This window comes from Streptomyces sp. NPDC021093, from assembly GCF_044333135.1.
In the GTDB taxonomy this organism is placed as follows: Bacteria; Actinomycetota; Actinomycetes; order Streptomycetales; family Streptomycetaceae; genus Streptomyces.
On sequence record NZ_JBIRQJ010000009.1, the window covers coordinates 214,441 to 235,813 of the forward strand.

Annotated in this window: 17 protein-coding genes and 1 pseudogene; 6 read left to right on the top strand and 12 right to left on the bottom strand. The window is 68.9% G+C overall.

What is annotated here, in order from left to right; all coding sequences use genetic code 11:
• Positions 1-447: 447 nt before the first annotated feature.
• The 5 genes from ACH4SP_RS28345 to ACH4SP_RS28365 all read right to left on the bottom strand — a co-directional run bounded on the left by ACH4SP_RS28345 (position 448) and on the right by ACH4SP_RS28365 (position 4,712).
• A complete protein-coding gene (locus ACH4SP_RS28345; RefSeq protein WP_398418748.1) occupies positions 448-576 on the bottom strand; it encodes a hypothetical protein in 129 nt (42 codons plus the stop codon).
• A gap of 126 nt (positions 577-702) precedes the next feature.
• Positions 703-1,935, bottom strand: a complete 1,233-nt coding sequence (locus ACH4SP_RS28350; protein ID WP_398418750.1) for a cytochrome P450 — start codon at positions 1,933-1,935, stop codon at positions 703-705.
• A 96-nt stretch (positions 1,936-2,031) separates the two neighbouring features.
• Complete coding sequence (locus ACH4SP_RS28355; RefSeq protein ID WP_398418752.1) at positions 2,032-3,207, bottom strand: FAD-dependent monooxygenase; 1,176 nt, start codon at positions 3,205-3,207, stop codon at positions 2,032-2,034.
• Entirely contained in the window at positions 3,204-3,614 is a 411-nt protein-coding gene (locus ACH4SP_RS28360) for a hypothetical protein (RefSeq protein WP_398418754.1), read from the bottom strand. The genes ACH4SP_RS28355 and ACH4SP_RS28360 overlap by 4 nt, the downstream gene beginning before the upstream one ends.
• Positions 3,615-3,659: 45 nt before the next feature.
• Positions 3,660-4,712, bottom strand: a complete 1,053-nt coding sequence (locus ACH4SP_RS28365; RefSeq protein ID WP_398418756.1) for a methyltransferase — start codon at positions 4,710-4,712, stop codon at positions 3,660-3,662.
• Positions 4,713-5,380: 668 nt separating this feature from the next.
• On the opposite strand from ACH4SP_RS28365, the gene ACH4SP_RS28370 reads away from it, so the two are divergent.
• Positions 5,381-6,097 carry a GNAT family N-acetyltransferase gene (locus ACH4SP_RS28370; RefSeq protein WP_398418757.1) on the top strand — a complete coding sequence of 239 codons (717 nt, stop codon included), beginning with the start codon at positions 5,381-5,383 and terminating at the stop codon, positions 6,095-6,097.
• 7 nt (positions 6,098-6,104) lie between these two features.
• Complete coding sequence (locus tag ACH4SP_RS28375; protein WP_398418759.1) at positions 6,105-8,411, top strand: Rv1355c family protein; 2,307 nt, start codon at positions 6,105-6,107, stop codon at positions 8,409-8,411.
• Positions 8,412-8,609: 198 nt separating this feature from the next.
• On the opposite strand, the gene ACH4SP_RS28380 is transcribed toward ACH4SP_RS28375, so the two are convergent.
• The 6 genes and pseudogenes from ACH4SP_RS28380 to ACH4SP_RS28405 form a co-directional block, all read right to left on the bottom strand.
• Positions 8,610-9,335, bottom strand: coding sequence for a dienelactone hydrolase family protein (locus tag ACH4SP_RS28380; RefSeq protein WP_398418761.1), 726 nt, complete (start codon positions 9,333-9,335; stop codon positions 8,610-8,612).
• A gap of 306 nt (positions 9,336-9,641) precedes the next feature.
• Positions 9,642-10,298 carry an ATP-dependent Clp protease proteolytic subunit gene (locus ACH4SP_RS28385; protein WP_398419144.1) on the bottom strand — a complete coding sequence of 219 codons (657 nt, stop codon included), beginning with the start codon at positions 10,296-10,298 and terminating at the stop codon, positions 9,642-9,644.
• 64 nt (positions 10,299-10,362) lie between these two features.
• On the bottom strand, positions 10,363-11,001 hold the full coding sequence (locus tag ACH4SP_RS28390; protein ID WP_398418763.1) for an ATP-dependent Clp protease proteolytic subunit: 639 nt from the start codon (positions 10,999-11,001) through the stop codon (positions 10,363-10,365).
• 408 nt (positions 11,002-11,409) lie between these two features.
• Positions 11,410-11,900: pseudogene (locus ACH4SP_RS28395) on the bottom strand (exo-alpha-sialidase); the annotation flags it as partial.
• A gap of 149 nt (positions 11,901-12,049) precedes the next feature.
• Positions 12,050-13,318 (bottom strand): cytochrome P450, encoded by a 1,269-nt coding sequence (locus ACH4SP_RS28400; RefSeq protein ID WP_398418765.1) that lies wholly within the window; start codon positions 13,316-13,318, stop codon positions 12,050-12,052.
• Positions 13,319-13,685: 367 nt separating this feature from the next.
• Positions 13,686-14,132, bottom strand: coding sequence for an anthrone oxygenase family protein (locus ACH4SP_RS28405; protein ID WP_398418767.1), 447 nt, complete (start codon positions 14,130-14,132; stop codon positions 13,686-13,688).
• Between the two features lie 91 nt (positions 14,133-14,223).
• Between ACH4SP_RS28405 and ACH4SP_RS28410 the strand changes: the two genes are divergently transcribed.
• The 3 genes from ACH4SP_RS28410 (at position 14,224) to ACH4SP_RS28420 (ending at position 19,290) form a co-directional block, all read left to right on the top strand.
• Positions 14,224-14,802, top strand: coding sequence for a TetR/AcrR family transcriptional regulator (locus tag ACH4SP_RS28410; protein WP_398418769.1), 579 nt, complete (start codon positions 14,224-14,226; stop codon positions 14,800-14,802).
• 1,135 nt (positions 14,803-15,937) lie between these two features.
• Entirely contained in the window at positions 15,938-18,031 is a 2,094-nt protein-coding gene (locus ACH4SP_RS28415; RefSeq protein WP_398418771.1) for an alpha-galactosidase, read from the top strand.
• Positions 18,028-19,290 (top strand): MFS transporter, encoded by a 1,263-nt coding sequence (locus ACH4SP_RS28420; RefSeq protein WP_398418773.1) that lies wholly within the window; start codon positions 18,028-18,030, stop codon positions 19,288-19,290. The genes ACH4SP_RS28415 and ACH4SP_RS28420 overlap by 4 nt, the downstream gene beginning before the upstream one ends.
• Here ACH4SP_RS28420 and ACH4SP_RS28425 read toward each other — a convergent pair.
• Complete coding sequence (locus ACH4SP_RS28425) at positions 19,274-19,969, bottom strand: TetR family transcriptional regulator (RefSeq protein ID WP_398418776.1); 696 nt, start codon at positions 19,967-19,969, stop codon at positions 19,274-19,276. The two genes, ACH4SP_RS28420 and ACH4SP_RS28425, sit on opposite strands and share 17 nt — an antisense overlap.
• A gap of 61 nt (positions 19,970-20,030) precedes the next feature.
• On the opposite strand from ACH4SP_RS28425, the gene ACH4SP_RS28430 reads away from it, so the two are divergent.
• Positions 20,031-21,365: a GH1 family beta-glucosidase gene (locus ACH4SP_RS28430; protein ID WP_398418778.1), complete on the top strand. Its 1,335-nt coding sequence runs from the start codon at positions 20,031-20,033 to the stop codon at positions 21,363-21,365.
• Positions 21,366-21,373: the final 8 nt, after the last annotated feature.

Sequence of the window (21,373 nt, forward strand, 5' to 3'; positions counted from 1 at the left end):
CAGAGCCCGGGGGAACATCCCGGACTGTGACTCTGCACCGGGCCGGTGCATCGAGCCGGTGATCACCCGCTGTACGTCCCGAAGGGAACCGAGCCGCGGCACCCGCCACGTCGTGGCCGCGCGCACGCCCCTCCGAGTGGACGTCCGTGCGGGTGATGGTGTCCTCCGGACCCGAGCCGGTACCCAGCGCGGCCAGGTCCACCCGAGCCTGCGGGCGAGATGCCGTACGGGCGGCTTGGCGCGGGGACGCCCGGTGTCGGTCGGCACAGTGGACGGCGAACGGCGAACGGCGGGGAGCGGGGCGTCCGCGGACCGCTCCCCGCCCGGTATGGCCGGCGCTGTCCGCGCCTGCGGCCGTGTCCGGTCCGGCATTCGTGGCCGCACCTGGGTCCGCAGCGACGCCCGGGCCCCTGCCGGTGCCCGCAGTCGCCCCGCTGTCGATGAAGGTCAGCGGTGTGCCCACCGGCAGGCTCTGTCCCGCTCGCCGCGCCGTTCCACGACGGTGACGGTGTCTCCCGGCACCAACAGCCGTTCGACGATGGTCGCGTCGAGCGGCCCCTCCCTCAGGTCGGGCACGAGGAACTCCCGGATCGTGCGCTCCCCGCGGCGTCAGTCATGGCCGTACCCGAAGGACCGGTCGACGCCCGGAAGCCATGCCTTCTCCCGTCGTGCGGGTGGATGCGGTGTGTCGGCGGATCGAGGTCAGCCGCCTGCCACGGCCTTCTGCCGCGGCCGGACGATGGCGGGAAGGGCACGGACTCCGTTGAGTGCCAGCGAGGCGACCGGTTCGATCTCGTCCCTGGGGACGGCCAGTACGGCGTCGAAGCGGTCGAAGAACGCCGGGAGCGCGATGTGCGCCTCAAGGCGGGCCAGCGGAGCACCCACGCAGAAGTGCGGGCCGTGCCCGAAGGAGAGGTGACGGGTGTCGCGCCCGGCGTCGAACGACGCGGCAAGCGGGCCGTGTTGGGCGGGGTCGTGCCCCAGAGACACGTACGACATCATTACCGGCTCGCCGGCACGGATCAGCACTCCCTCGATCTCGATGTCCTGCACCGGGTACCGGAACGCCCCTTGGTTGACCGGAGAGTCCCAGGCCAGCACCGATTCGGTCACCGACTCCCACGACACCTCGCCGGCGCGCGCTCGCGCCAGCTGGTCGGGGTGGGTCATGAAGGCGAGGAAGGCGTTGGTGAAGAAGTTGATGGTCGTCTGGTGTCCGGCGGTCAGCACCAGAATGAGGGTGTCGACGAGTTCGTCGTGGGTGATGGAACCGCTGGTGTGCTGCTCGACCAGAATGGAGGTGAGGTCGTCGCCAGGAGAGGCGGCCTTGCTCGCGGCCAGTTCGGCCATGAAGCGGTGGAGCGCCTCCTCGGTGGCGGTCACCTGCGTCGGCTGTTCGGTGGTGTCGAAGAGCGCGTGGCACAGGGAGTGCAGCGGGGCCTGCTGCTCGTCGGGCACGCCGAACAGCTCGCATATCACCCCCATCGGCAGCGGGACGGCGAACGCCTCCTTGAGGTCGGTCGTCTCGTGCGCGGGCGCGGACGCGAGCCGTTCCAGCAGGTCGTCGACGATCCGCTGGATCTGCGGCCTCAGGTCTTCGACCCGGCGCGCGGTGAACGCCCGGGACACCAGGTTGCGCAGCCGCCGGTGCTCGGTCCCGTCGGCGGTGCCCATGTACTGGGCGGTGATGATCTTCATCAGGGGCCAGCCCGCGGGGACTTCACCGCGCTGAAGCGCTCCGAAGTTGCTGCTGTTCATCGAGAAGCTCTGGTCCTCAAAGATCCGTTGGGCGACAGCGTGGTGGCTGACCGCCCAGACGGGCACACCGACCACGTCGACCGGTACGACGGGGCCGGCCTCAAGCAGCCGCTTGGCTTCCGCTCGGGCGTCGGCGGCGAACGGGTCGAGGGTGAACAGCGGACGGGACAGATCCATGATGTGCTCCTCTGAAGAGTGGGGATGCCGGTGCAGCCGCGGGTGGGCACGTGTATGCCCACCCGCGGGTCGGCCATCAGCGGTCGTGGGGCGTGGTCAGCCCCGTGGGGGCCAGGTGAGGACCGCTTCGTTCTGACCGGTGAGCTTGGACAGCGGTGCGAACCGAAAGTAGGGGTCGCGCGCCAGGGCAGGAAAGAGGCCCTCCAACTGCTCGGTCTCGCTCAACGCACGGGCCGCGGCGACCAGTCCCTCCGTCCGCGGCCTGCGCTCGTCCTCGTAACCGCGCAGCGCCGCGACCGGGTCCGCTGTCGCTTTCAGGTGCTGGGCGAGGACGACGGCGTCCTCGATGGCGAGCGCCGCTCCCTGGCCGAGGCTCACCAGCATCGGGTGCGCCGCGTCGCCGAGCAGGGTTGTGCGTCCGGTGCCCCACAGCTGGAGGTACGGGCGGTCCTGGGCGGTGATGCGGGCGATCGATTCCTCGGGGGTGGTACGGATCGCCTCCCGCGCCTCGTCGGCCCAGCCCGCGAAGAGGCCCGCGAGCCCTTCCTTGCCGCGCCGCAGGTGTCCGGAGGCGCCCGGGGGCACGTTCTTCGTCGCCCACCAGTAGGCGCGGCCACGGCCGATGTCCGCGAGGCCGAAGCGCTGTCCGCGCCCCCAGTAGTGGGCTGCGTAGCCCTTGCTCATCCGCGGGTGCGTGAAGGGCACGGTGGCCAGCCAGCACGCGTAGTTGCCGGGCCGCGGTTCGTCGGCGCCCGCCACCTGCCTGCGAATCACCGAGTTGAAGCCGTCCGCCCCGATCAGGAAGTCGCCCGAGGCGGTCCTGCCGTCCTCGAAGGTAACCTCGATCCCGTCCTCACTGCTGACGAACTCGGCTGCCGTGGCAATGAATTCGATGACGCTCTCGTCCCCCAGCGCGTCCAGCAGCGTCTGCTGGAGGTCGGCCCGGTGCACGGCGTAGTTCGACGCCCCCAGCCGGTCCGAGACCTCACCGAACACAAGGGTCCTGATCGAACGGCCGCGCCGGGTGAGGAACTTCAGCTCGTCGAAGACCTCGCCTCGCTTGTCGAGCCCCGGGGCGATGTCGATGTCGAGAGTGCGCAGCGCCAGGACTGCGTTGCACATCAACGACACTGCCGTGGTGCCCGGGCGCAGCTCGGGAGCCCGCTCGAAGACCTGCACCTCGACGCCTGCGCGGCGCAGTGTCGCGGCGGCTGTGAGACCGCCGATGCCCGCTCCGACGACGAGGGCCTTGCGCGGGGGGTACTGCGTCATCTCCCACTCCTCTTCGACGGCCGCCTCCGGCCCGGTCGGCCGGCCGTCATCACCTGTGCCACTTTCTCGGCGACGTCGTTCACGTGCGGTTCCTCCAGGAGGACCAGGTGGTCGCCGGGGACGTCGACCACCTGGAGCCGTCCTGTGGTCAGGTCGCCCCAGCCGTTGGTGGGGTCCTCGTGCAGGCTCTGCGCGGCTCCGTGCATCGGCTGGAGGATCTCCGGCAGTTCCGAGGTGGCGCGGAGCAGGACCAGGTCCCCGTCGGCAGGTTCCGGCCGGTAGGTGAGGATCGCCTGCCAGTGCGCCTTGAACATCCGGAACAGGCGGCGCACGGTGGTGCGTGAGCTGCCCGCGGGCAGGACGCCCGCCTGTGTGGCGTGTCCGATCCGCCGCACAGCCTGATGCACGCCTCCACCGAACAACGCGACACATGCCCTTAGCCGCAGGACGACTCAGCCGACGTCGGGCTTACGGGCGCGCAGGATGACGTCGAACCGCCCGGGGTATTGACGGTCCATCGGCTCGAAACCCGCTTCGGTGTACCACTGCTCGAATTCCTGCGGCGTGTAGATGCGGCCCTCGGGCGACGCAATCGTGTGCACGTACGCCGACATGAACGCGGCGTGGGCGGGACCGGTCTCGTCGTCGTCCTGCGCGCAGGCGACGATCACCAGGTGTCCTCCCGGCTTCAGCGCCCGGTAGGTCTTCGCGAAAAGGTCGCGAACCTGCTCCGGAGACCAGATCTCAAGGAATCGAGAGAATACGACGCAGTCGTGGGAAGTGGGGAACTCTTCCTGCCAGATGTCGGCTCCGACTGCGTGAACTCGGTCGACAAGACCCGCCTCGGCGATCTGCTCTTCCGCCATCTTCGCCACGTTGGGGAGTTCGAGGATGGTCGCCTGGAGGTGCGGCCACCGCTGAGCGAAGGCGATGGCATTTGTTCCAGTGCCTCCACCGACGTCCAGTACATGCTGGTAGGACGAGAAGTCCACGGAGTTGACGAAATCCTCGACCACCGAGCGGCTCTGATGTTCCATCATGGCGGTGAATACCTTTTCGAGGTTCTTGTCCTCGCCAAGCAGCTCGTAGAGCGTGGTCGCCGACGAGCCTGCGAGCAGCTCACGCTCCAGCCCCAAGTTGTCGTTCTCCACCAGCGATTCATAGAGCCAGCCCATCGGGCGGTACAACATCTCGTGGGTGTAGCGGATGATGACCGGCATGAATTCGTCCGGATCGCCCGCGAGGATATCGGTCGCGGCAGTGTTGTGATACCCACCGTCTTCCTTGCGCACGAGCTCGAATGTACTGCACCCCAACAGCAGCACATGACCCGCGCGTTCCTCCAACTCCAGTGCCTGGGTTATCTCTTCGCGAGTACTACCGGGCCGCTCCTTGAGCAGAGCAAATAACTTCAGGCGCAGTGCGGCGTGCAGGAAGGGGAACCGAAAGCTGGTATAAACCAGCTTCCACAGCTCGTCCAGGGCGGTCGCTGACGGTTTGGTCATGACGATCTCCTTCACGGTGCTACGAGCCTCGGGCGTGCACCCTCGGCCGTGTCGTGGCGTGGCGAAATCCAACAACGTCCGGTTTAACCGATTGGCGACATCAAGACAGACAGTGGAAGCGAGATCCCCGCAGCGTGCCCCACCCCGCCCCGGGGACGCGGCACCAGGTGAGCGGGGCTAGATTGCCGCCTTCACCTGCATCATCGATAAATTCCTCCCCGTTGACGCGTCCTGTCCGAATGACGAATCCGTTCAGGTCGCGATGCACCACGAGGCAACACCAAACCCGAGAACCGCACAAGGCCACTCACGTCACATCGCCCCCTCGTCGGTGGCGTGAATCGATCGCTTCCACCTCTGCACCCCTTCATTTTCGGCTGAAGGAGTCCCAACCCTGGCCACAGTCCGAGCGATCAAGAGGCTGAAAATTGCCCATTGAATAGGGCGGCAGGTAACTGGATCATCTTTCCAAAACGGACAGAGTGCCGGAACCATGACGCTCATTGATCGCTAGGGTTGAATATCCGCTCCGGAGAATGTCTGCGAGACGCGCGAGCGTCGAAGAAGGCCGCAAAGAACTTGGCCGCCCACGGGGTGTCCTGTACTTTTCGGTACCGTCCGCAGCCCTATCCATGATCCGGATCCGACCCAACCCACGAGGACCCTTGGTGTATATCCGGCTACTTGAGGCACAGTTCAACGATCCCACCTATGACGCCTATCTCGAATCCCAGCAACGCGCTTACTCCGCGCCCGGCTACGAGACGCTGACAAAGTACGGAAGCACGGACGCGCGCACTATTCGCGACCCGTTGAGTTATCTTGCTGTTTTCGACGAGACGGCAGGTGGCGAGGGCGAGAGGCCCGTCGGCGGTATCCGCATCCACCGGAAAATAGCGGGCCAACTGCCGTCCGAGATCCACCTCGCGAGTCAAGATTTCAACGATTCTCTGGCGGACGAAGTCGCCGCCGGCGAGTCGGTGGCAGAGATCTGCGGCATCTGGGTGGACAACGACTGCAGGGGCCGCAACCTCGCGTCCCTGCTGTGCTTCAGCTCCGTCGTGGCGGCTCAGCGACTGGGGGCCACCGTGATCTGTGGCAGCGGCCCCACTGAGCGAATCAAGGGGTACGAACGGTGCGGTCTCCGTTTCCGGCACGACCGCCCCCTGCACGACCGCCCGTTTCCGGGCATCACGGCGTACTACTCCATCAACCGGGCCGAGGCCATCCGCCATCGCGAGGAGCGGCTGACCAATGCGGCGGTCCTGCTGGACCGCGCACTGGACGAAGCCCCCTGCATCCCCACCGACGTGGTCCGCGCCGTCGCCGAGGAACTCGGCCTCGGGCACTCCACCACCTCGGCATCCGTAAGCAACGCACGTTAGGAGATCAATGAACCTGGAAGCGCATCTCGGCGCCCTCACCCAGACCGCCGACAACACGGCTCCATGGCAACCGAGGCTGTACGCACCGGTAGAACCCGAGCAACGCTCCGCCCTGACAGAGCTCCTCGAAAGCGGTGCCGTCGACTCCGTCCACGACACGTGCGCCGACCAGCTGGCAGAGCTCCTCTCCGCCCGGCGCCCCGACTGGCGCCCGGACGACGACGAGTTGGCCTCTGCGGTCACTGACCACCTCGGCGGCAGGCCCCCGGCGGAGTACGGCACATGGGCGTGGTACGCCTGGTCGCGGCAGCTCGTCCACGTCCTGCCGCCCGCCGAGCACCGCGAGCTCCGTCAGTCCCGCAACCGCTACAAGATCACCGCGGAGGAGCAGAACCTCCTGTCGCGGAAGACCGTGGCCGTGGTCGGCCTCTCCGTGGGTGCCGCAAGTGCGGTCACCCTCGCTCAGGAAGGTGTGGGCGACCGATTCCGGCTCGCCGACTTCGACCTCCTCTCCCTCTCCAACCTCAACCGGCTCCGCGCCTCGGTCGCCGATGTCGGCCTGCCCAAAGTCGTCATCGCCGCACGGCAGATGTACGAGATCGACCCCTACCTCGACATCACTGTCTGGCCGGAGGGACTGACCGAGGAGAACACCGACGCCTTCCTCGCGGGCGGTGGCCGCACCGACCTCCTCGTCGAGGAGTGCGACGACATGTACCTCAAGGTCCACGTCCGTGAACGCGCCCGCGCGCTCGGCATCCCCGTCCTGATGGAGACCAACGAGCGCGGCATGCTGGATGTGGAGCGGTTCGACCTAGAACCGGAACGTCCACTTCTGCACGGCCTTCTGCAGGGAGTGGCGGCCGCCAATGTCAAGGTGATGTCGACCCGCGAGAAGCTCCCGCACCTCCTCCGCATCCTCGGTCAGGACGAGCCGTCCGAGCGTCTGGTCTCCTCCCTCGTCGAGACGGGCAAGACCATCTCCTCATGGCCACAGCTCGCCTCGGGAGTCAGCCTGGGCGCCGCGCTGGTGACGGATACCGCTCGCCGCCTTCTCCTCGGTCAATTCACTGCCTCGGGGCGGTACTTCGTCGACCCCGGCACGCTGATCCGCGAGGGCGCGGAGACCTCCTTGACACCGGCGGAGCCCACGTCCGAGCCCACTGCGGAGGTGGCCTCCCCTCCCCTTCTCCTGCCGCCGCCCAGCAACGCCGGCGCCACCCTGGGTGAAGAAGGCATGCGCCGCCTGGTCGCCCACGGCATCCAGGCACCGTCCGGCGGCAACAGCCAGCCCTGGCAGTTCATAGCCCATGACGAGACGTTGGACTGCCGCATCGACGCCGCGCAGCCGCAGACCCTGCTCGACTTCGAAGGCTGCGCCTCCCATCTGGCCATCGGCGCGGCGGTGGAGAACATTCACCTCGCGGCCGCGGCCTCGGGCTGGGCCTGCCATGTGCAGTACTTCCCCACCCCGGCCGACCCCGGCCTGGTCTGCCGACTCACCTTCTCCAGCGCGGCTGACGTCCCGCGCCCCGCGCTGTTCGACTGGATCGAGCACCGCACCACCAACCGCAGCCCCGGCCCCGTTCGCCCGCTCGACGAGTCGCACGCCGCAGCGCTGACGGACTGCGCCGCCGAGAGCGGCGCCCGACTCCACCTCGTCACCGACCGCGCTCAGTTGGACGAGATGGGACGGGTCCTGGGGGCGGGCGACCGGCTGCGGATACTCTCTCCGCAACTGCATCGGGACATGATGAACGAGTTGCGCTGGGACCCCGAGGAGACGCGGCGCACGCGGGACGGCATCGACGTCGCCACGCTGGGGCTCGACGACGTCGACCTCGCGGGCGTCCGTCTGGCACGGCAATGGTCCGGTCTGGCTTTCGTTCGCCGGATCGGCGGCGGCAAAGCCTTCGAGGAGAGTGCCGGAAAGGCCCTTGCCGCCTCGTCGGCCGTCGGCTGCCTCACCATCCCGGGCAAGGGCCCGCACGCCTTCGCCAACGGCGGCCGCGCCCTGCAACGGCTCTGGCTCACCGCCACCTCCCTCGGCTTGGGATTCCAGCCCCACACCTCCCTGCTCTACCTGTTCGCCCGCGTGGAAGGTGGTGGCGAGACCGGATTCGACGCCACCGAGACCGACGTTCTGCGCGCTCTGCGCACCAGGTTCACCGCTGTCGTCCCCGGCAAGCCGGACGAGGCCGAGCTCATGCTCTTTCGGCTCTCCTACGCGTCGCCGCCAACGGCCCGCTCACTGCGCCGCCCCGTCGACTCGGTGCTTCAGTTCGGAGGACCGCCTTCGCGAAGCGGGGCGTGACGTGGCTCCGGCACGGCCTCGGAACGCTGTTGGTGATCTTCAGGCGGTCATGTTTCCGCAGCGCCGAATGCCGAGAGCGTCCGCAACAACGGGTGCGCCATCAGCAGGTTCGCCCTTGTTGCCCCGGCCGCGGGGCAAGACGCCTGCTGGTGCGCAGCCCGAAACCGGCGCAGCCCGAAACCGGCACTGCTGGAAGGATCACTCCGTTACAGGCAGACACTCGTCGAGCAGACCGACGACGTCGCTCCAGGCACGTCGCGCGTGTCGAGGGTGGTGGCCCACTCCGGGGCGCACGCGCTGGTCCACCGGGGGGTGGTGGAATGCGTGCAAAGCACCGCCGTAGACCACGAGACGCCAGTCGACTCCCGCGGCCAGTATTTCGGCGACGAATGCGTCCCGTTGCGCGGGTGGCATGATCGGGTCTTCCGATCCGACCCCTGCCCACACAGGACAGCGGATGCGCGCCGCCTCACCCGGTCGGCCCGTGGTCAGGGCGTTGACCGTCCCGATCGCACGCAGATCGACACCGTCGCGCCCAAGTTCCAGCCCGATGGCGCCCCCGGTGCCGTAGCCGATGACGGCGATCCGGTCGGGATCGGTCCGCGGTTCGGCACGCAACACGTCGAGCGCCGCGTGACCGATCCCCCGCATCCGGTCGGGATCTGCGAGCAGGGGAGTTACTCGGGCCATCATCTCTTCGGGGTCGGTGAACCACCGTCCGCCATGGATGTCGAAGGCGAACGCCACGTACCCCAACTCAGCCAGGGCGTCGGCCCTGCTGCGCTGGAAGTCGTTCAGTCCGGTCCCCTCGGGCCCGACCAGAACTGCGGGCCGATGGTCGGCGCCTGCCGGGAGTGCCAGGTGCCCGACCATCGTGAGACCGTCGGCCGGGTAGGCGACCGAGCGTGTGGTAACCGTGCTCATGGGGCCGAACTGTAGCGACCTCCGGGCCAGGACGACCGAACTGACAGGGCCGACCGGCCGTCGCCGGCACGTCTCTGAAGTGCGGTGATGGCCGGAAGGTCGCCGATCTTGTTCCGGGCGCGTCATCACCATGGAGTACAGGCCGCTGTTGACCTCGTCAACGGTCGATGGCCGTCGTCAGCAAGATCATGAAGATCGCCGACGACGGCCATCCGGACACCGGGCCCGGCATGTACGGCAGCCTCCATGTCCAGGGGAATCGAGGTCCGTTCGCAGTCGAACCTCAGGCCGCTGCATTCTGCCGCATCAACCCGCACCTGGGATGGCGCGAGGAGATACCACCTGGTCGACAAGCCCGAACTTCAACGCCTGATCGGCGGTGAGGACTTGGGCTCTGTCGACGTCCTTGTTGATCTGTGCGACGTCCCGGCCGGTGTGCTTGGCGAGAAGCCCTTCGATCAGCTCCCGCTGACGCTGGACCTCACGGCCCTGGATCTCCAGGTCGGACACTTGGCCCTGGGTTCCGTCATTGTGCGGCTGCTGGAGGAGGATCCGAGCGCTCGGCAGAGCCAGACGCTTCCCAGGGGTGCCCGCGGCCAGAATCACGGCGGCCACCGAACTGGCCTGCCCGAGGCAGACCGTCTGGATATCGGGCCGCACGAATTGCATGGTGTCGTAGACAGCGGTGAGCGGAGTGAGGTCACCGCCAGGCGAATTGATGTAGAGAGAAATGTCCCGGTCAGGGTCCTGCGACTCAAGGCACAAGAGCTGGGCCATGATGTCGTTCGCCACGACGTCATCGACCGGGGTGCCGAGAAAGATTACGCGCTCCTCGAAGAGTTTCGCATAGGGGTCGTACTCCCTGGTGCCCTGCGAGGTACGTTCCACGAAACGCGGGACGACATAACGGCTTTCCGGACGAAGGTGGCCGGATCCGAACGGGAGCGAGGCGGGTGTGGGCATGGATGCGCTCACTGAGCGTGGTCCTCCCGAGGTGGATGGATGTGCTGCTCCGTGGGGCAGAGGACTAGCCGGCAACGCCAAGGCCCGGATGATCCACGGTCGAGCTCATCACCTCGTCGATCAGGCCGTACTCCTTGGCCTCCTGGGCGGTGAACCAGCGGTCCCGGTCGGAGTCACGGGTGATCGTCTCGGTGTCCTGGCCGGAGTGCTGCCCGATGAGCTCGGCCACTTCCCGCTTGGTGCGCACCAGTTGGTCCACGTAGATCTTGATGTCCGAGGCCGAGCCGGCGAAACCGGCCGAAGGCTGGTGCATGAGGATCTTTGTGTGCGGCAAGGCGAATCGCTTTCCCTTCGCACCGGCGGTCAGAAGGAACTGGCCCATGGAGGCACAGAATCCCATCGCAATGGTCACGACGTCATTCTTGATGTACTGCATGGTGTCGTAGACCGCCATGCCAGCGGTGACGGAGCCGCCCGGTGAGTGGATGTACAAATAAATGTCACGGGTCGGATCCGCGGCGAGCATCAGCATCTGCGCGGTAACGCGGTTGGCGATGTCATCGTCAACTTCCTTGCCGAGGAAAATGATGCGGTCCTCAAGAAGACGGTTGTAAACCGCATCCACGCTGACCCCCTCACCGGCACCACCGCGGGCGTAAGGCATCATCTGGCCTGCTTCAGGAGGCAACTGCCGAGTGCTCATGCGATTTCACTCCTCTGTCCTTGCGTGTCCGCTAAAGGCCTGAGCTGCGTCCGTTCAGCTGATATCCGACCAATTGGAGCCGGAAGCAGCACTCCACTCGCCCCCTCTCACTTATCGAAGCTAACACGCACTCCGACCCCATCCGGGGGGAGTTGAGAGGCCGTTCACTCAGAGCGGAGTATGCGACTGAGTTCCAATTGGCTTGAAACTACGCAAAGTTCGGCCCCACGCATGGCCGGGAAAGCGACGCAATCAAGACGACGTCTGCAAATAATGGTGCATAAGGAAATAATCGGCGCTTTAAATCCGGCCAGGCGAAAAGCGCCTGCCCCTGTGGACAGGGGGAGGCGATGCGGCGGAACCTCACGTCGAAGCACTCGTACCCGGGAGGCGACTGCCCGGATACGACCAGTGGTTCCGGAGGTAGAGGCGCTCCGGATCGTCCGCGTCCCGCACGATCTTGTGCACGCACTGCCCGTACTCCGGATACGACTCCGGCAGGAAGCGCGCCTCGATGCCCTCGCCGGACGCCCGCCAGCTGGCGCCCGCGTCGCCGCCCGGGCACCCACCGGGGGCGGTGCGGGCGGTCCCACAGGCCGCGTACGAGCTCGAAGGTCTCGCCCCCGCCCGCGGACCGGTCCCCTCCGGGAAGCGCACGGCGGGCCGCTCGGGCTCCTGCCGGCCGGCGCCGAGGTCGTCGGAGTGGAAGACTCTGGGCCCCAGTGCGCGCTGTCCCCGGAGGCGAGCAGCCGGGGCCCGCCCGGGTGCCGCACGTGGACGGCCTCGGCGTACACGGCCCGATCAAAAAGGTGCGGCTCCTCGAACTCCCGTGCCCCGTCACGCCGGTGGGCGAGGAAGAGCCCCTCTCCGGTGCTCGCCAGCAGCAGGGGCACGGTCATGACGATCGCCTCTCTCCTGCCCGGTGCGTGACGCCTCTGTCGCAGCACTGCGGACAGTGTGGACCCCGCCCCTGACAGTCCCCGCCGACCTGCCCGAACGGCGTGCCGCGACCGCTCATCCGCCCGTCAGCCCGCCCGCGGCGGGCGAATCACCACCGCACCGGCAGGCTCCGCCTCCCCCGGATCAGCATGCCCGGGAGCCACTCCCCCGGCTCCCCGTCCGCCGTCAGATCCGGGCAGCGCTCCAGCAGCGTGCGCAGCGCCACCTCACCCTCAAGACGGGCGAGGGGGGCGCCCAGGCAGAAGTGGATCCCGTGTCCGAAGGAGAGATTGTTCCGGGCATCGGGCCGCCGTACGTCGAAGCGTGCCGGATCGGGGAAGCGCGCCGGGTCATGGTCCGCGCCGGCCATGGTGATCAGCACGATGGCACCGCGCGGCACCCGTACGCCGCCGATCTCGGTCTCCTCCAGGGCGATGCGCGGCGTGGTGGTCTCCACCGGCCCGTCGTAGCGCAGCGTCTCCTCCACCAGCCCCGCCGCCAGCCCCGCCGGATCGGCCCGTACGGCCGCCAGCTGCTCGGGGTGCGCGAGGAGCGCGCGCACCGCGTTGCCGATCGTGTTGACCGTCGTCTCGTGCCCGGCGACGAGCATCAGGAAGGCCAACGAGACCAGCTCGTCCTCGGTGAGCTGGTCGCCGCCCTCGTCGACCGTGTGGACGAGAGCGCTGAGCAGGTCTTCCCCCGGGCTCTCGCGCTTGGCGGCGATGAGCCCCGCGAGATACGGCATGACCTGCTCGTACGCCTCCTTCTCCGCCTCGGGGCTGGTGGGCGCGAGGGTCTCGTTGGACCAGGCGTGGAAGGCGGCCCGGTCCAGGCCGGGGACGCCGAGCAGTTCGGAGATGACGATCATGGGGAGCGGAGAGGCGAACGCCTCGATGAGGTCGGCGCCGCGCGCTCCGTCCGCCGACATGCGGTCCAGCAGCTCGTCGGTGATCTCCTGGACGCGCCCTCGCATCCTCTCGACCCGCCGGGCCGTGAACTCCTGCGACACCAGCTTCCGCAGCCGGGTGTGGTGGGGCGGGTCGCTCATCAGCATGTTGGCGTTGCCGAGCATGTTCAGGGCGTACGGCGGGCTCCAGCCGGCCTGCCGATACTCGCGCTGCCAGTCCCGGCTGAGCTGCGGGGCGGTGAAGGCCTCGCGCGCGGCCTCGTACCCGACCACGAGCCACACCACGCCCCTGTCGGGCGTCACTACCTGGTGCACCGGACCGCGTTCGCGCAGCCGCGCGTAGGCGGTGTACGGGTCGGCGTCGAAGTCGGGGCTGAGCGAGGCGAGCACCTCGATCCCGTCGAGGCTGTCGGGCCGGTTGGTTATGTCGGGTAACGCGGAATCGGCGGCGGCATTCTCGGTCTCGGTCACGACGGAATTCCCTTTCCTCAGGCCCGGGTTACCGGCCCCCGCCGACCACTCCGAGCACGGCCGTCACTCTAATCACGCACCCCCACCTGCACAACTACTTGCTCCCCTGGCTGGTGGGTGCCTGAGAAGCCTCGCGCAGGGCACGCGAGTTGGTAGCTCTTGCGCTGGTGGAGGTCGTGATGACCGGTCGGCGACGCGGGTGTCCCGCGGGCCCGTCCGATGTGGAACGGGCGGTACTGGCTCCGCTCGTGCCGCCGCCCAAGCCGGGCGGACGCCCCCGAATCGCTCAAGGCCGCTGAGCGGGGTGGCCCGCTGCCGCCCCGGCGAGTGGGACGGTGCGCCGCATGCGCGGTGTCGAGCCGTGCGGTCAGGCGAGGGCGGCGACCAGCAGGGCGAAGGCGGCGATGATGACGGCGACGCGGACGTAGTGGAAGCGGTCCCAGCGGTTCATCTGCTCCTTCCAGTCGGCGGGCCGGTTCTCAGGCGTCCATGTCTTACCCCGGTTGTTGATCGGGACGAGCAGCAGGACCGACATGACCACGCTGAGGATCAGCAGTGCGCCCGCGGTGACGACCAGTCCGGCGCCGCCGTCGTGCCATCCGGCGACGGCCCAGACCGCGACGAGGACGAGCGAGGTGATGTACCAGACCGGCATCACGGCCCCGAGCATCCGGCCCCCGTGGGCGCGGCCGAGTTGGCCACTGTCGTCGGGGAGCGCGTTGAGGATCGGGTTGATGACGAAGGCGACGGAGAACTCCACCCCCACCATCACGCCGACGACCACGGTGGTGATGACCTCAAGTGCGTTGAGCATGACGGCCCTTCCTGGGATCTAGCATTGCTAGGTGATGAAGCAACGCTAGTACTACTGCCGCTCGATTGTCTAGCGATGCTAGGATCGAGTCATGTCGGTACAGGAACGCAAGCAGCGCGAACGGGCGGACCGCGAACGGCTCATCGTGGCAACGGCCCGCGAACTCGCCGAGCAGCAGGGCTGGGACGCGGTCACCACCCGCCGGCTCGCCGAGCGCATCGAGTACAGCCAGCCCGTCCTCTACAGCCACTTCCGCGGCAAGCGCGAGATCATCGGCGCCGTCGCCCTGGAGGGCGCCACCGAGATGGCCGCCGCACTGCGGGCCGCGACCCCCGCAGCGGACGGCCCGCGCGCCCGGGTCACCGCCCTCGCCCGCACCTACCTCGACTTCGCCGTGCACAACCCGGCGGTCTACGACGCCATGTTCCAGCTCGACGGCGGCCTGGCCTTCGCGAACGAGGACACCCCACAACCTCTGAAGGACGCCTTCGGCGCCCTGCTGGAAACGCTCGGCGAGGTCGCCGGGGAAGGCGTCCACCCGGCACTGTTCACCGAGGTGTTCTGGGCGGCCCTGCACGGGCTGGCCACCCTGACCCGAGCGGGACGACTGCCGCCGGAGGACACCGGACCGAGGGTGGACCTGCTGGTGGACCGGCTCGCCATGATCTGACACACCGTCCCGGCGGGCGCGCGGCCGGGGCTCTCGGCCTCCGCCGCTGCCTGCCTGCCACGTCACTTCCGGTCGCTCGCGCCCACACGGCGCGGCCGCAGATCACCGGGCCCCGTACCCCGGACGGGCACCCGCCCCGCACCATTCCGGCGGCGGCTGAGACGCCCGAGATCCAGGTCATCGGCGGGCTCGCACGCCGCGGCAGCGACGACGGCATCGGCGGCGAACTAGCGTTGTCCTCATTCACCGTCAGCAGCCACGTCGCGCGTGCCTGCCGGGCCGCCGGGATCACCTCTGCGGGCCGGAGCCGGGCCGCTACGAGACACGGCGCTACTTCCCCGGCGAGATACGGGACGACCTGACGACCGCACCGGACGGGAGCCGGTACGCGGCAGCGGATGAGCGCGGGTTCGTACATGCGGTGAACGGCACACCTGTCCCCGCCCTGGGTCGAGGGCCCGGCTTCATGGGCTGCGTGCGGGACCCGCTGCCTGTCGCGCCCGACAGTCGCCGGACGGCAACGGCCGGGCCCGTGACCACCGTCGCGTACACGCCGGACGGATTGCACGTAGCTGCGGCTCGTCGTACCGCCGTACAGCTCCACGGGGCGGAGGACGGTGCCGCCTCGCTGACGTTCGACAGCTTCGGGTGGTACGGGGCGTTCGGACCGCCGCGGGGTGAACCTCGGCCGGTCTTCGCTCCCGACAGTTCCCGGCTGGCCGGCGCGGACGGTCAGGGCAGGGTCGTGCTCCGGGACTTCGAATCGGGAGAGTCACGGGCCGGACACCCACTGGATCGCGACGGCGGGCGAGGACGCCACCGTACGGGTGTGGGACCGCCGGAGCGGGCAAGTGGTGGCCACCCAGCGCACCAAGGGCCCACTGCGGTCTTGCAGTTGGCGGCCGGGGCAGCACCGCCGGTGGCGACCGTGGACTCTGCGTCTACCGCTTCCGGCCTGCGACCTGACACTGATTCAGGTACCGAGTCCCTCTCGTCCGCTCCTCGCGGGTGCTCCCCCGGTGGAGCACCCTTCCCCGTTTCCCAACGATCGCCCCCGCCAAGGGGGTTGGCGTCACGGGCTCGCCTGCCTACCGTGTGAGCAGAACATGAGCCCACCTCATATTTAAGGAATTGCGTGATCACCCACCACGCCGAAGCCCGCCTGTGGCTGCTGAGCACGCCCGGCACCTCCTACGCCTTCCAGTTGGACGCCGACGACGTCCCCCGGCACGTGCACTGGGGCCGGCCGCTGACCCTGGAGCAGGCCGCCGTGATCGCGGCAGGACTGCCCACCGAGGACCCCGGTGGCGACGATCCCGGCGGTGAGGAGTACGTGGTGGAGGGCGGCCTGCGATTCGGGGCGCCCTCGCTGACCGTCCGGTTCGACGACGGCGTGCGCGGCTTCGACTGGCGGTTCGTCTCGTACACCGCCCAAGAAGCCCAAGAAGGCCAAGAAGCCCAAGAGGGCCTGCTCACGCTCTGCTTCACCGACCGCGTCCGCTCGCTCGGTCTCGATCTGCACTACCGGATCCGGGACGGTCATGACCAGATCGAGCGCTGGGCCGTCCTCACCGCGGACGAACCGGTGGACGTCCTGCGGTTCGACTCCGCCGCCTGGACGCTGCCCGCCAGGCACGACTACCGGGTCAGCCATGTGGTGGGGGAATGGGGCCGGGAGTGCCAACTCCGGCGCGACCGGGTGCCCGTCGGGGAGACCGTGTTCACCAGCCGCCTCGGCATCACGGGACAGCACGCCGGACCCTGGCTGATGCTCGACGCACACGACGCCGCCGAGGAGCACGGCGAGGTCTGGAGCGCCGCCCTGGCCTGGAGCGGCAGCCGCCGCATCACCCTGCGCCGCGACCCCTACGGCCGCGCCTCCTGGACCGGCGGGTTCGGTCATGAGGGGCTGGTCTGGAAGCTGCTCCCGGGCGAGTGTCTGGAGACCCCGGTCTTCACCGGGCTGTACTCCCCCGACGGCTTCGGCGGCACCAGCCGCCGCTGGCACGCCTACGTCGAGGGCCAGGTGCTGCCCGCCCGTCCGGCCGAGCGCCCGCTGATCTTCAACTCGTGGGAGGCGACCGAGTTCGACGTCACCGAGAAGCAGCAGATGGAGCTGGCCGAACTGGCGGCGGGTCTCGGCGTCGAGGTCTTCGTGCTGGACGACGCCTGGTTCGGCGCCCGCACCAGCGACACGGCCGGGCTCGGCGACTGGTGGCCCAACCCCGACCGCTTCCCGGACGGCCTGGGCCCGCTCGCCGACCGCGTCCGCGCGCTGGGCATGGACTTCGGCCTGTGGGTCGAACCCGAGGCGGTCAACCCCGACAGCGACCTCTTCCGTGCGCACCCCGACTGGATCCTCCGCCAGGACGGCCGTACCCGTACGCAGCGCCGCCACCAGCACGTGCTGAACTTCGCCCGCCGCGACGTCCGCGAATGGGCGGTCGAATGGCTGGTCAGGACCGTCACCGAGCTGGACGTCGCGTTCCTCAAATGGGACATGAACCGGCCCTTCAGCGAGGCGGGGCAGCCCGGGGCCGCCGATCCCGACCGGGTCTGGATCGAGCACACGCGCGGCGTCTACGAGGTGATGGACCGGCTGCGCGCCGCGCGCCCGGGCCTGTACCTGGAATCGTGCGCGGGCGGTGGCGGCCGGGCGGACCTGGGCGTGCTGGCCCGCGCCGACCAGGTCTGGACGTCCGACAACACCGACGCCGCAGACCGGGTCGCGATCCAGCACGGCCACTGCCAGCTGCTGCCCGCCCGGACCATGGGCGCCTGGGTCACCGACAGCCCGAACAGCTCCAGCGCCCGCCCGACCTCGATCCGGTACCGCTTCCATGTCTCGATGGCCGGGGCGTTGGGCATCGGCGGCGACCTGCGGAACTGGAGCGAGGAGGAGCTGGCCTGGGCCCGGATGCTGGTCGAGCAGTACAAGCGGATCCGGCCCGTGGTGCACGGCGGCGTCCTGCACCGCCTGGGACACGACGCCGTGCAGTACCTCACCGAGGACGAGGGCGAGGTCGTCGTCTTCCAGTTCCAGCCGTCCGCGCTGACCCGCTCGGTCGCCCGCACCCGGTTGAAGGGTCTGGACCCCGACGCCCGCTACCGGGACGAGGCCACCGGCACCGTCCACGAGGGCGCCGTCCTGCTCGGCCACGGTCTCCCGCCCCTGCTGCCCTTCGACTGGACGAGCGAGCTCGTCCACCTCAAGAGAGTGCCCCGATGAGCCTCGCCCCCGTACGGCCCGAGGCTCTCGCCGAGCCCACCCGCAGGGTCGGTCCCGGCTGGCTCGCCCTGTACGTCCTGGCCAACGCCGGGATGTTCATCCCGATGCAGGTACCGACCACGTTCCTGATGCCCGAGCAGATCGCGCAGATCGACCCGGCGGGGAAGATCGGCAGCTACGCCTGGGTCAGCATGATGGGCGCGATCTCGGGGATCGTCATCGCGCCGCTGGCCGGCGCGCTCTGCGACCGCACCACCGGCCGGTTCGGCCGCCGCCGGCCGTGGATGATCGCGGGCTCGCTGCTCTGCATGGCGGCCCTGGTCTTCACCGGCGTCCAGACGACGGTCGCCGGGGTCGCGCTCGGCACTCTCGTACTGTCCTCCGCCTTCATGGTCATCGGTGCCGGGCTCGCCCCTGTGGTGCCCGACCGGGTCCCGGTCGGGCAACGCGGCGTGGTGCTGGGGTGGGCCACGGTCCCGCAGGCAGGCGGCATGGTCGCGGGCGGGCTGCTGCTCGGGCTTGTGACGGGCTTTCCCGCGCAGTACGTGCTGATGGCCGCGTTCCCGCTGCTGATCGTGGTGTTCGCGGTCACGATGAAGGATCCGCCGCTCCCCCGCGAGCACCGCGAGCCGTTCTCGCTGCGTACCTTTCTGAACGGTTACCGGATCAGCCCGCGCGCGCATCCCGACTTCGTCTGGGCGATGGGTTCGCGGTTCATCATGGGTCTTGGTTACGGCCTGGGCACGCTCTACATGCCGTACTTCCTGGACGACGTCCTGCACTACGAGCAGTTGTTCCCCGGCGAGTCCACCGAGGACGGCCTGCTTCTCGTGATCGGCGTCAACTGCCTGGCCACGATCTCGACGGTCGTCCTCAGCGGCTGGCTCTCCGACAGGTTGGGCAGGCGCCGCATGCTGGTCTTCCTCGGCGGCGTCACGATGGCCGTCGCCGCGATACCGCTCGCGCTGGCGCCCACGTGGCCCATGACGCTGGTCTCAGCCGTCGTCCTGGGGCTGGGCTACGGCGTGTACCTGGCCGTCGACACCGCCCTGGTCACCGAGGTGCTCCCCGCCTCGGCGAACCGCGGCAAGGACATGGCCCTGGCCAACCTGATGGCTTCGCTGCCCTACGTGCTGGTTCCACCGATCGCCTCGGTCGTGCTCGGCGATCTCGGGGGCTACCGCTCGTTGTTCCTCTGCTCCGCGGCCATGTCCGCGTTGGGCGCGGTGCTGGTGTGGAAGGTCAGGAGTGTCCGCTAGCGCGTTCCTGGCAGGTCACGGGCGTCCGCCGGCGCGCTCGCCGACCTGTCGCCAGTGACCGGATCCGATCGTTCAGATAGCTGTTGAGGACTCGTTTGCACTCGGCGATCAGCTGGGGGTCGCCCTGCGGATCGGTACGGAAGGCAAGCCTCAGCACGCTGTCCGCGCACTCCAGTGCCACCCGGATGGCGAGCTCCAGCTCGGCGTCGTCAGGGACTCCGGACAGGGACGCCGTCAGTGAGCGCAGCCTTCCGGCGACCGCCGTGTTGTTGTCCAGGGCCGGGTCGAGGGTGTGGTCCCGGCCCACCGCGCCGAAGTCGACCACGCCGAAACCGGGGATCGTCCGACGCATGGCGACGAACTCCTCGACGGCCACGTCGACGACGCCCGAGATCTCTTCGGGCTCCTCGCGCTCCAGCCGGGCCGCGACCCGCTCCAGGAAGGCCTCCAGGTTGCGGGCGGCGAGCGCGCCGATCAGCCCCTCCTTGTCGGAGAAGAACTGGTAGAGGGTGCCGATGGGCACCTCGGCCCTGCGGGCCACCTCCTTGGTGGTCAGCGCGGCATGGCCGACCTCGTCCAGGAGTTCGGCGCAGGCGTCCAGCAACCGTTCGAAACGTTCGGCACTGCGCTTCTGCACGGGCATGCGGCGCAGCGACCCCGCGGTGCGATCTTGGTTCACCGTTCCATCATCCCACCCGGCGAGCTAACATGAGCCCTACTCATATTTCAGGGGGTCGCACATGACACTGGACCATCTGCCCGCGGACTTCGTCTGGGGTGCCTCGACGGCGTCCTACCAGATCGAGGGCGCCACCAAGGAGGACGGCCGCGGACCGTCCGTATGGGACACCTTCACCGCCCGCCCCGGTACGGTCCGCGACGGACACACCGGCGACGTGGCCTGTGACCACTACCACCGGTACGAGGAGGACCTGGCGCTGATGGCCGAGGCGGGCCTCACCGGCTACCGCTTCTCCCTCGCCTGGCCCAGGATCCGGCCGACCGGCAGGGGCGAGGTCAACCTCCGGGGCCTGGACTTCTACGACCGGCTGGTCGACGGCCTGCTGGCACGCGGCGTCGAACCCGTCCCGACACTGTTCCACTGGGACCTCCCGCAGGGCCTTGAGGACGAAGGGGGCTGGCTGAACCGGGACACCGCGTACCGCTTCGCCGAGTACGCCGCCGTCACGGCCGACAGGCTGGGCGACCGCGTCCAGAAATGGATCACGCTCAACGAGCCGTTCATCCACATGGTCTGGGGCTACGCCCTCGGCACCCACGCGCCAGGACGCACCCTGTTCCTGGACTCCCTGCCGGTCGCCCACCACCAACTGCTCGGCCACGGCCTGGCGTCGAGGGAGCTGCGGGCACGCGGTCTCCAGGTGATGATCGCGAACAACTGCACCCCGGTCTGGCCCGCCTCGGACGCCCCCGGCGACCGCGCCGCCGCGCAGGCCTACGACAACCTCCACAACCGCCTGTTCAACGACCCGATCCTTACGGGCAGTTACCCCGACCTGTCGGCCTACGGCGTGGACGCCACCCTCGGCGGCTCCGTCCAGGACGGCGATCTCGAACTGATCTCGGCCCCCCTGGACGCGCTCGGCGTCAACTACTACAACCCGACCCGCATCCAGGCTCCGACCTCCGACGGCCTGCCGTTCGAAGAGGCCCCCGTCGAGGGCTACCGCCGCACCGCCTTCGGCTGGCCCGTCGCCCCCGACGGCCTGCGGGAACTGCTGGTCGGTCTCAAGCAGCGCTACCCGGCACTCCCGCCGGTCTACATCACGGAGAACGGCTGCTCGGTCGAGGACGTCGTCACCGCGGACGGCACCGTTCCCGACCTCGACCGCATCGACTACCTGGACACCCACCTCCGGGCCGTCGACGCCGCCGTGGCCCAGGGCGTGGACGTCCGCGGCTACTTCACCTGGACCCTGCTGGACAACTTCGAATGGGCCGAGGGCTTCCACCAGCGCTTCGGCCTCGTCCACGTCGACCACGACACCCAGGTCCGCACTCCGAAGGCGTCCTTCGCCTGGTACCGCGACCTCATCCGCGCCCAGCGCGGCTGAGCCGCCCG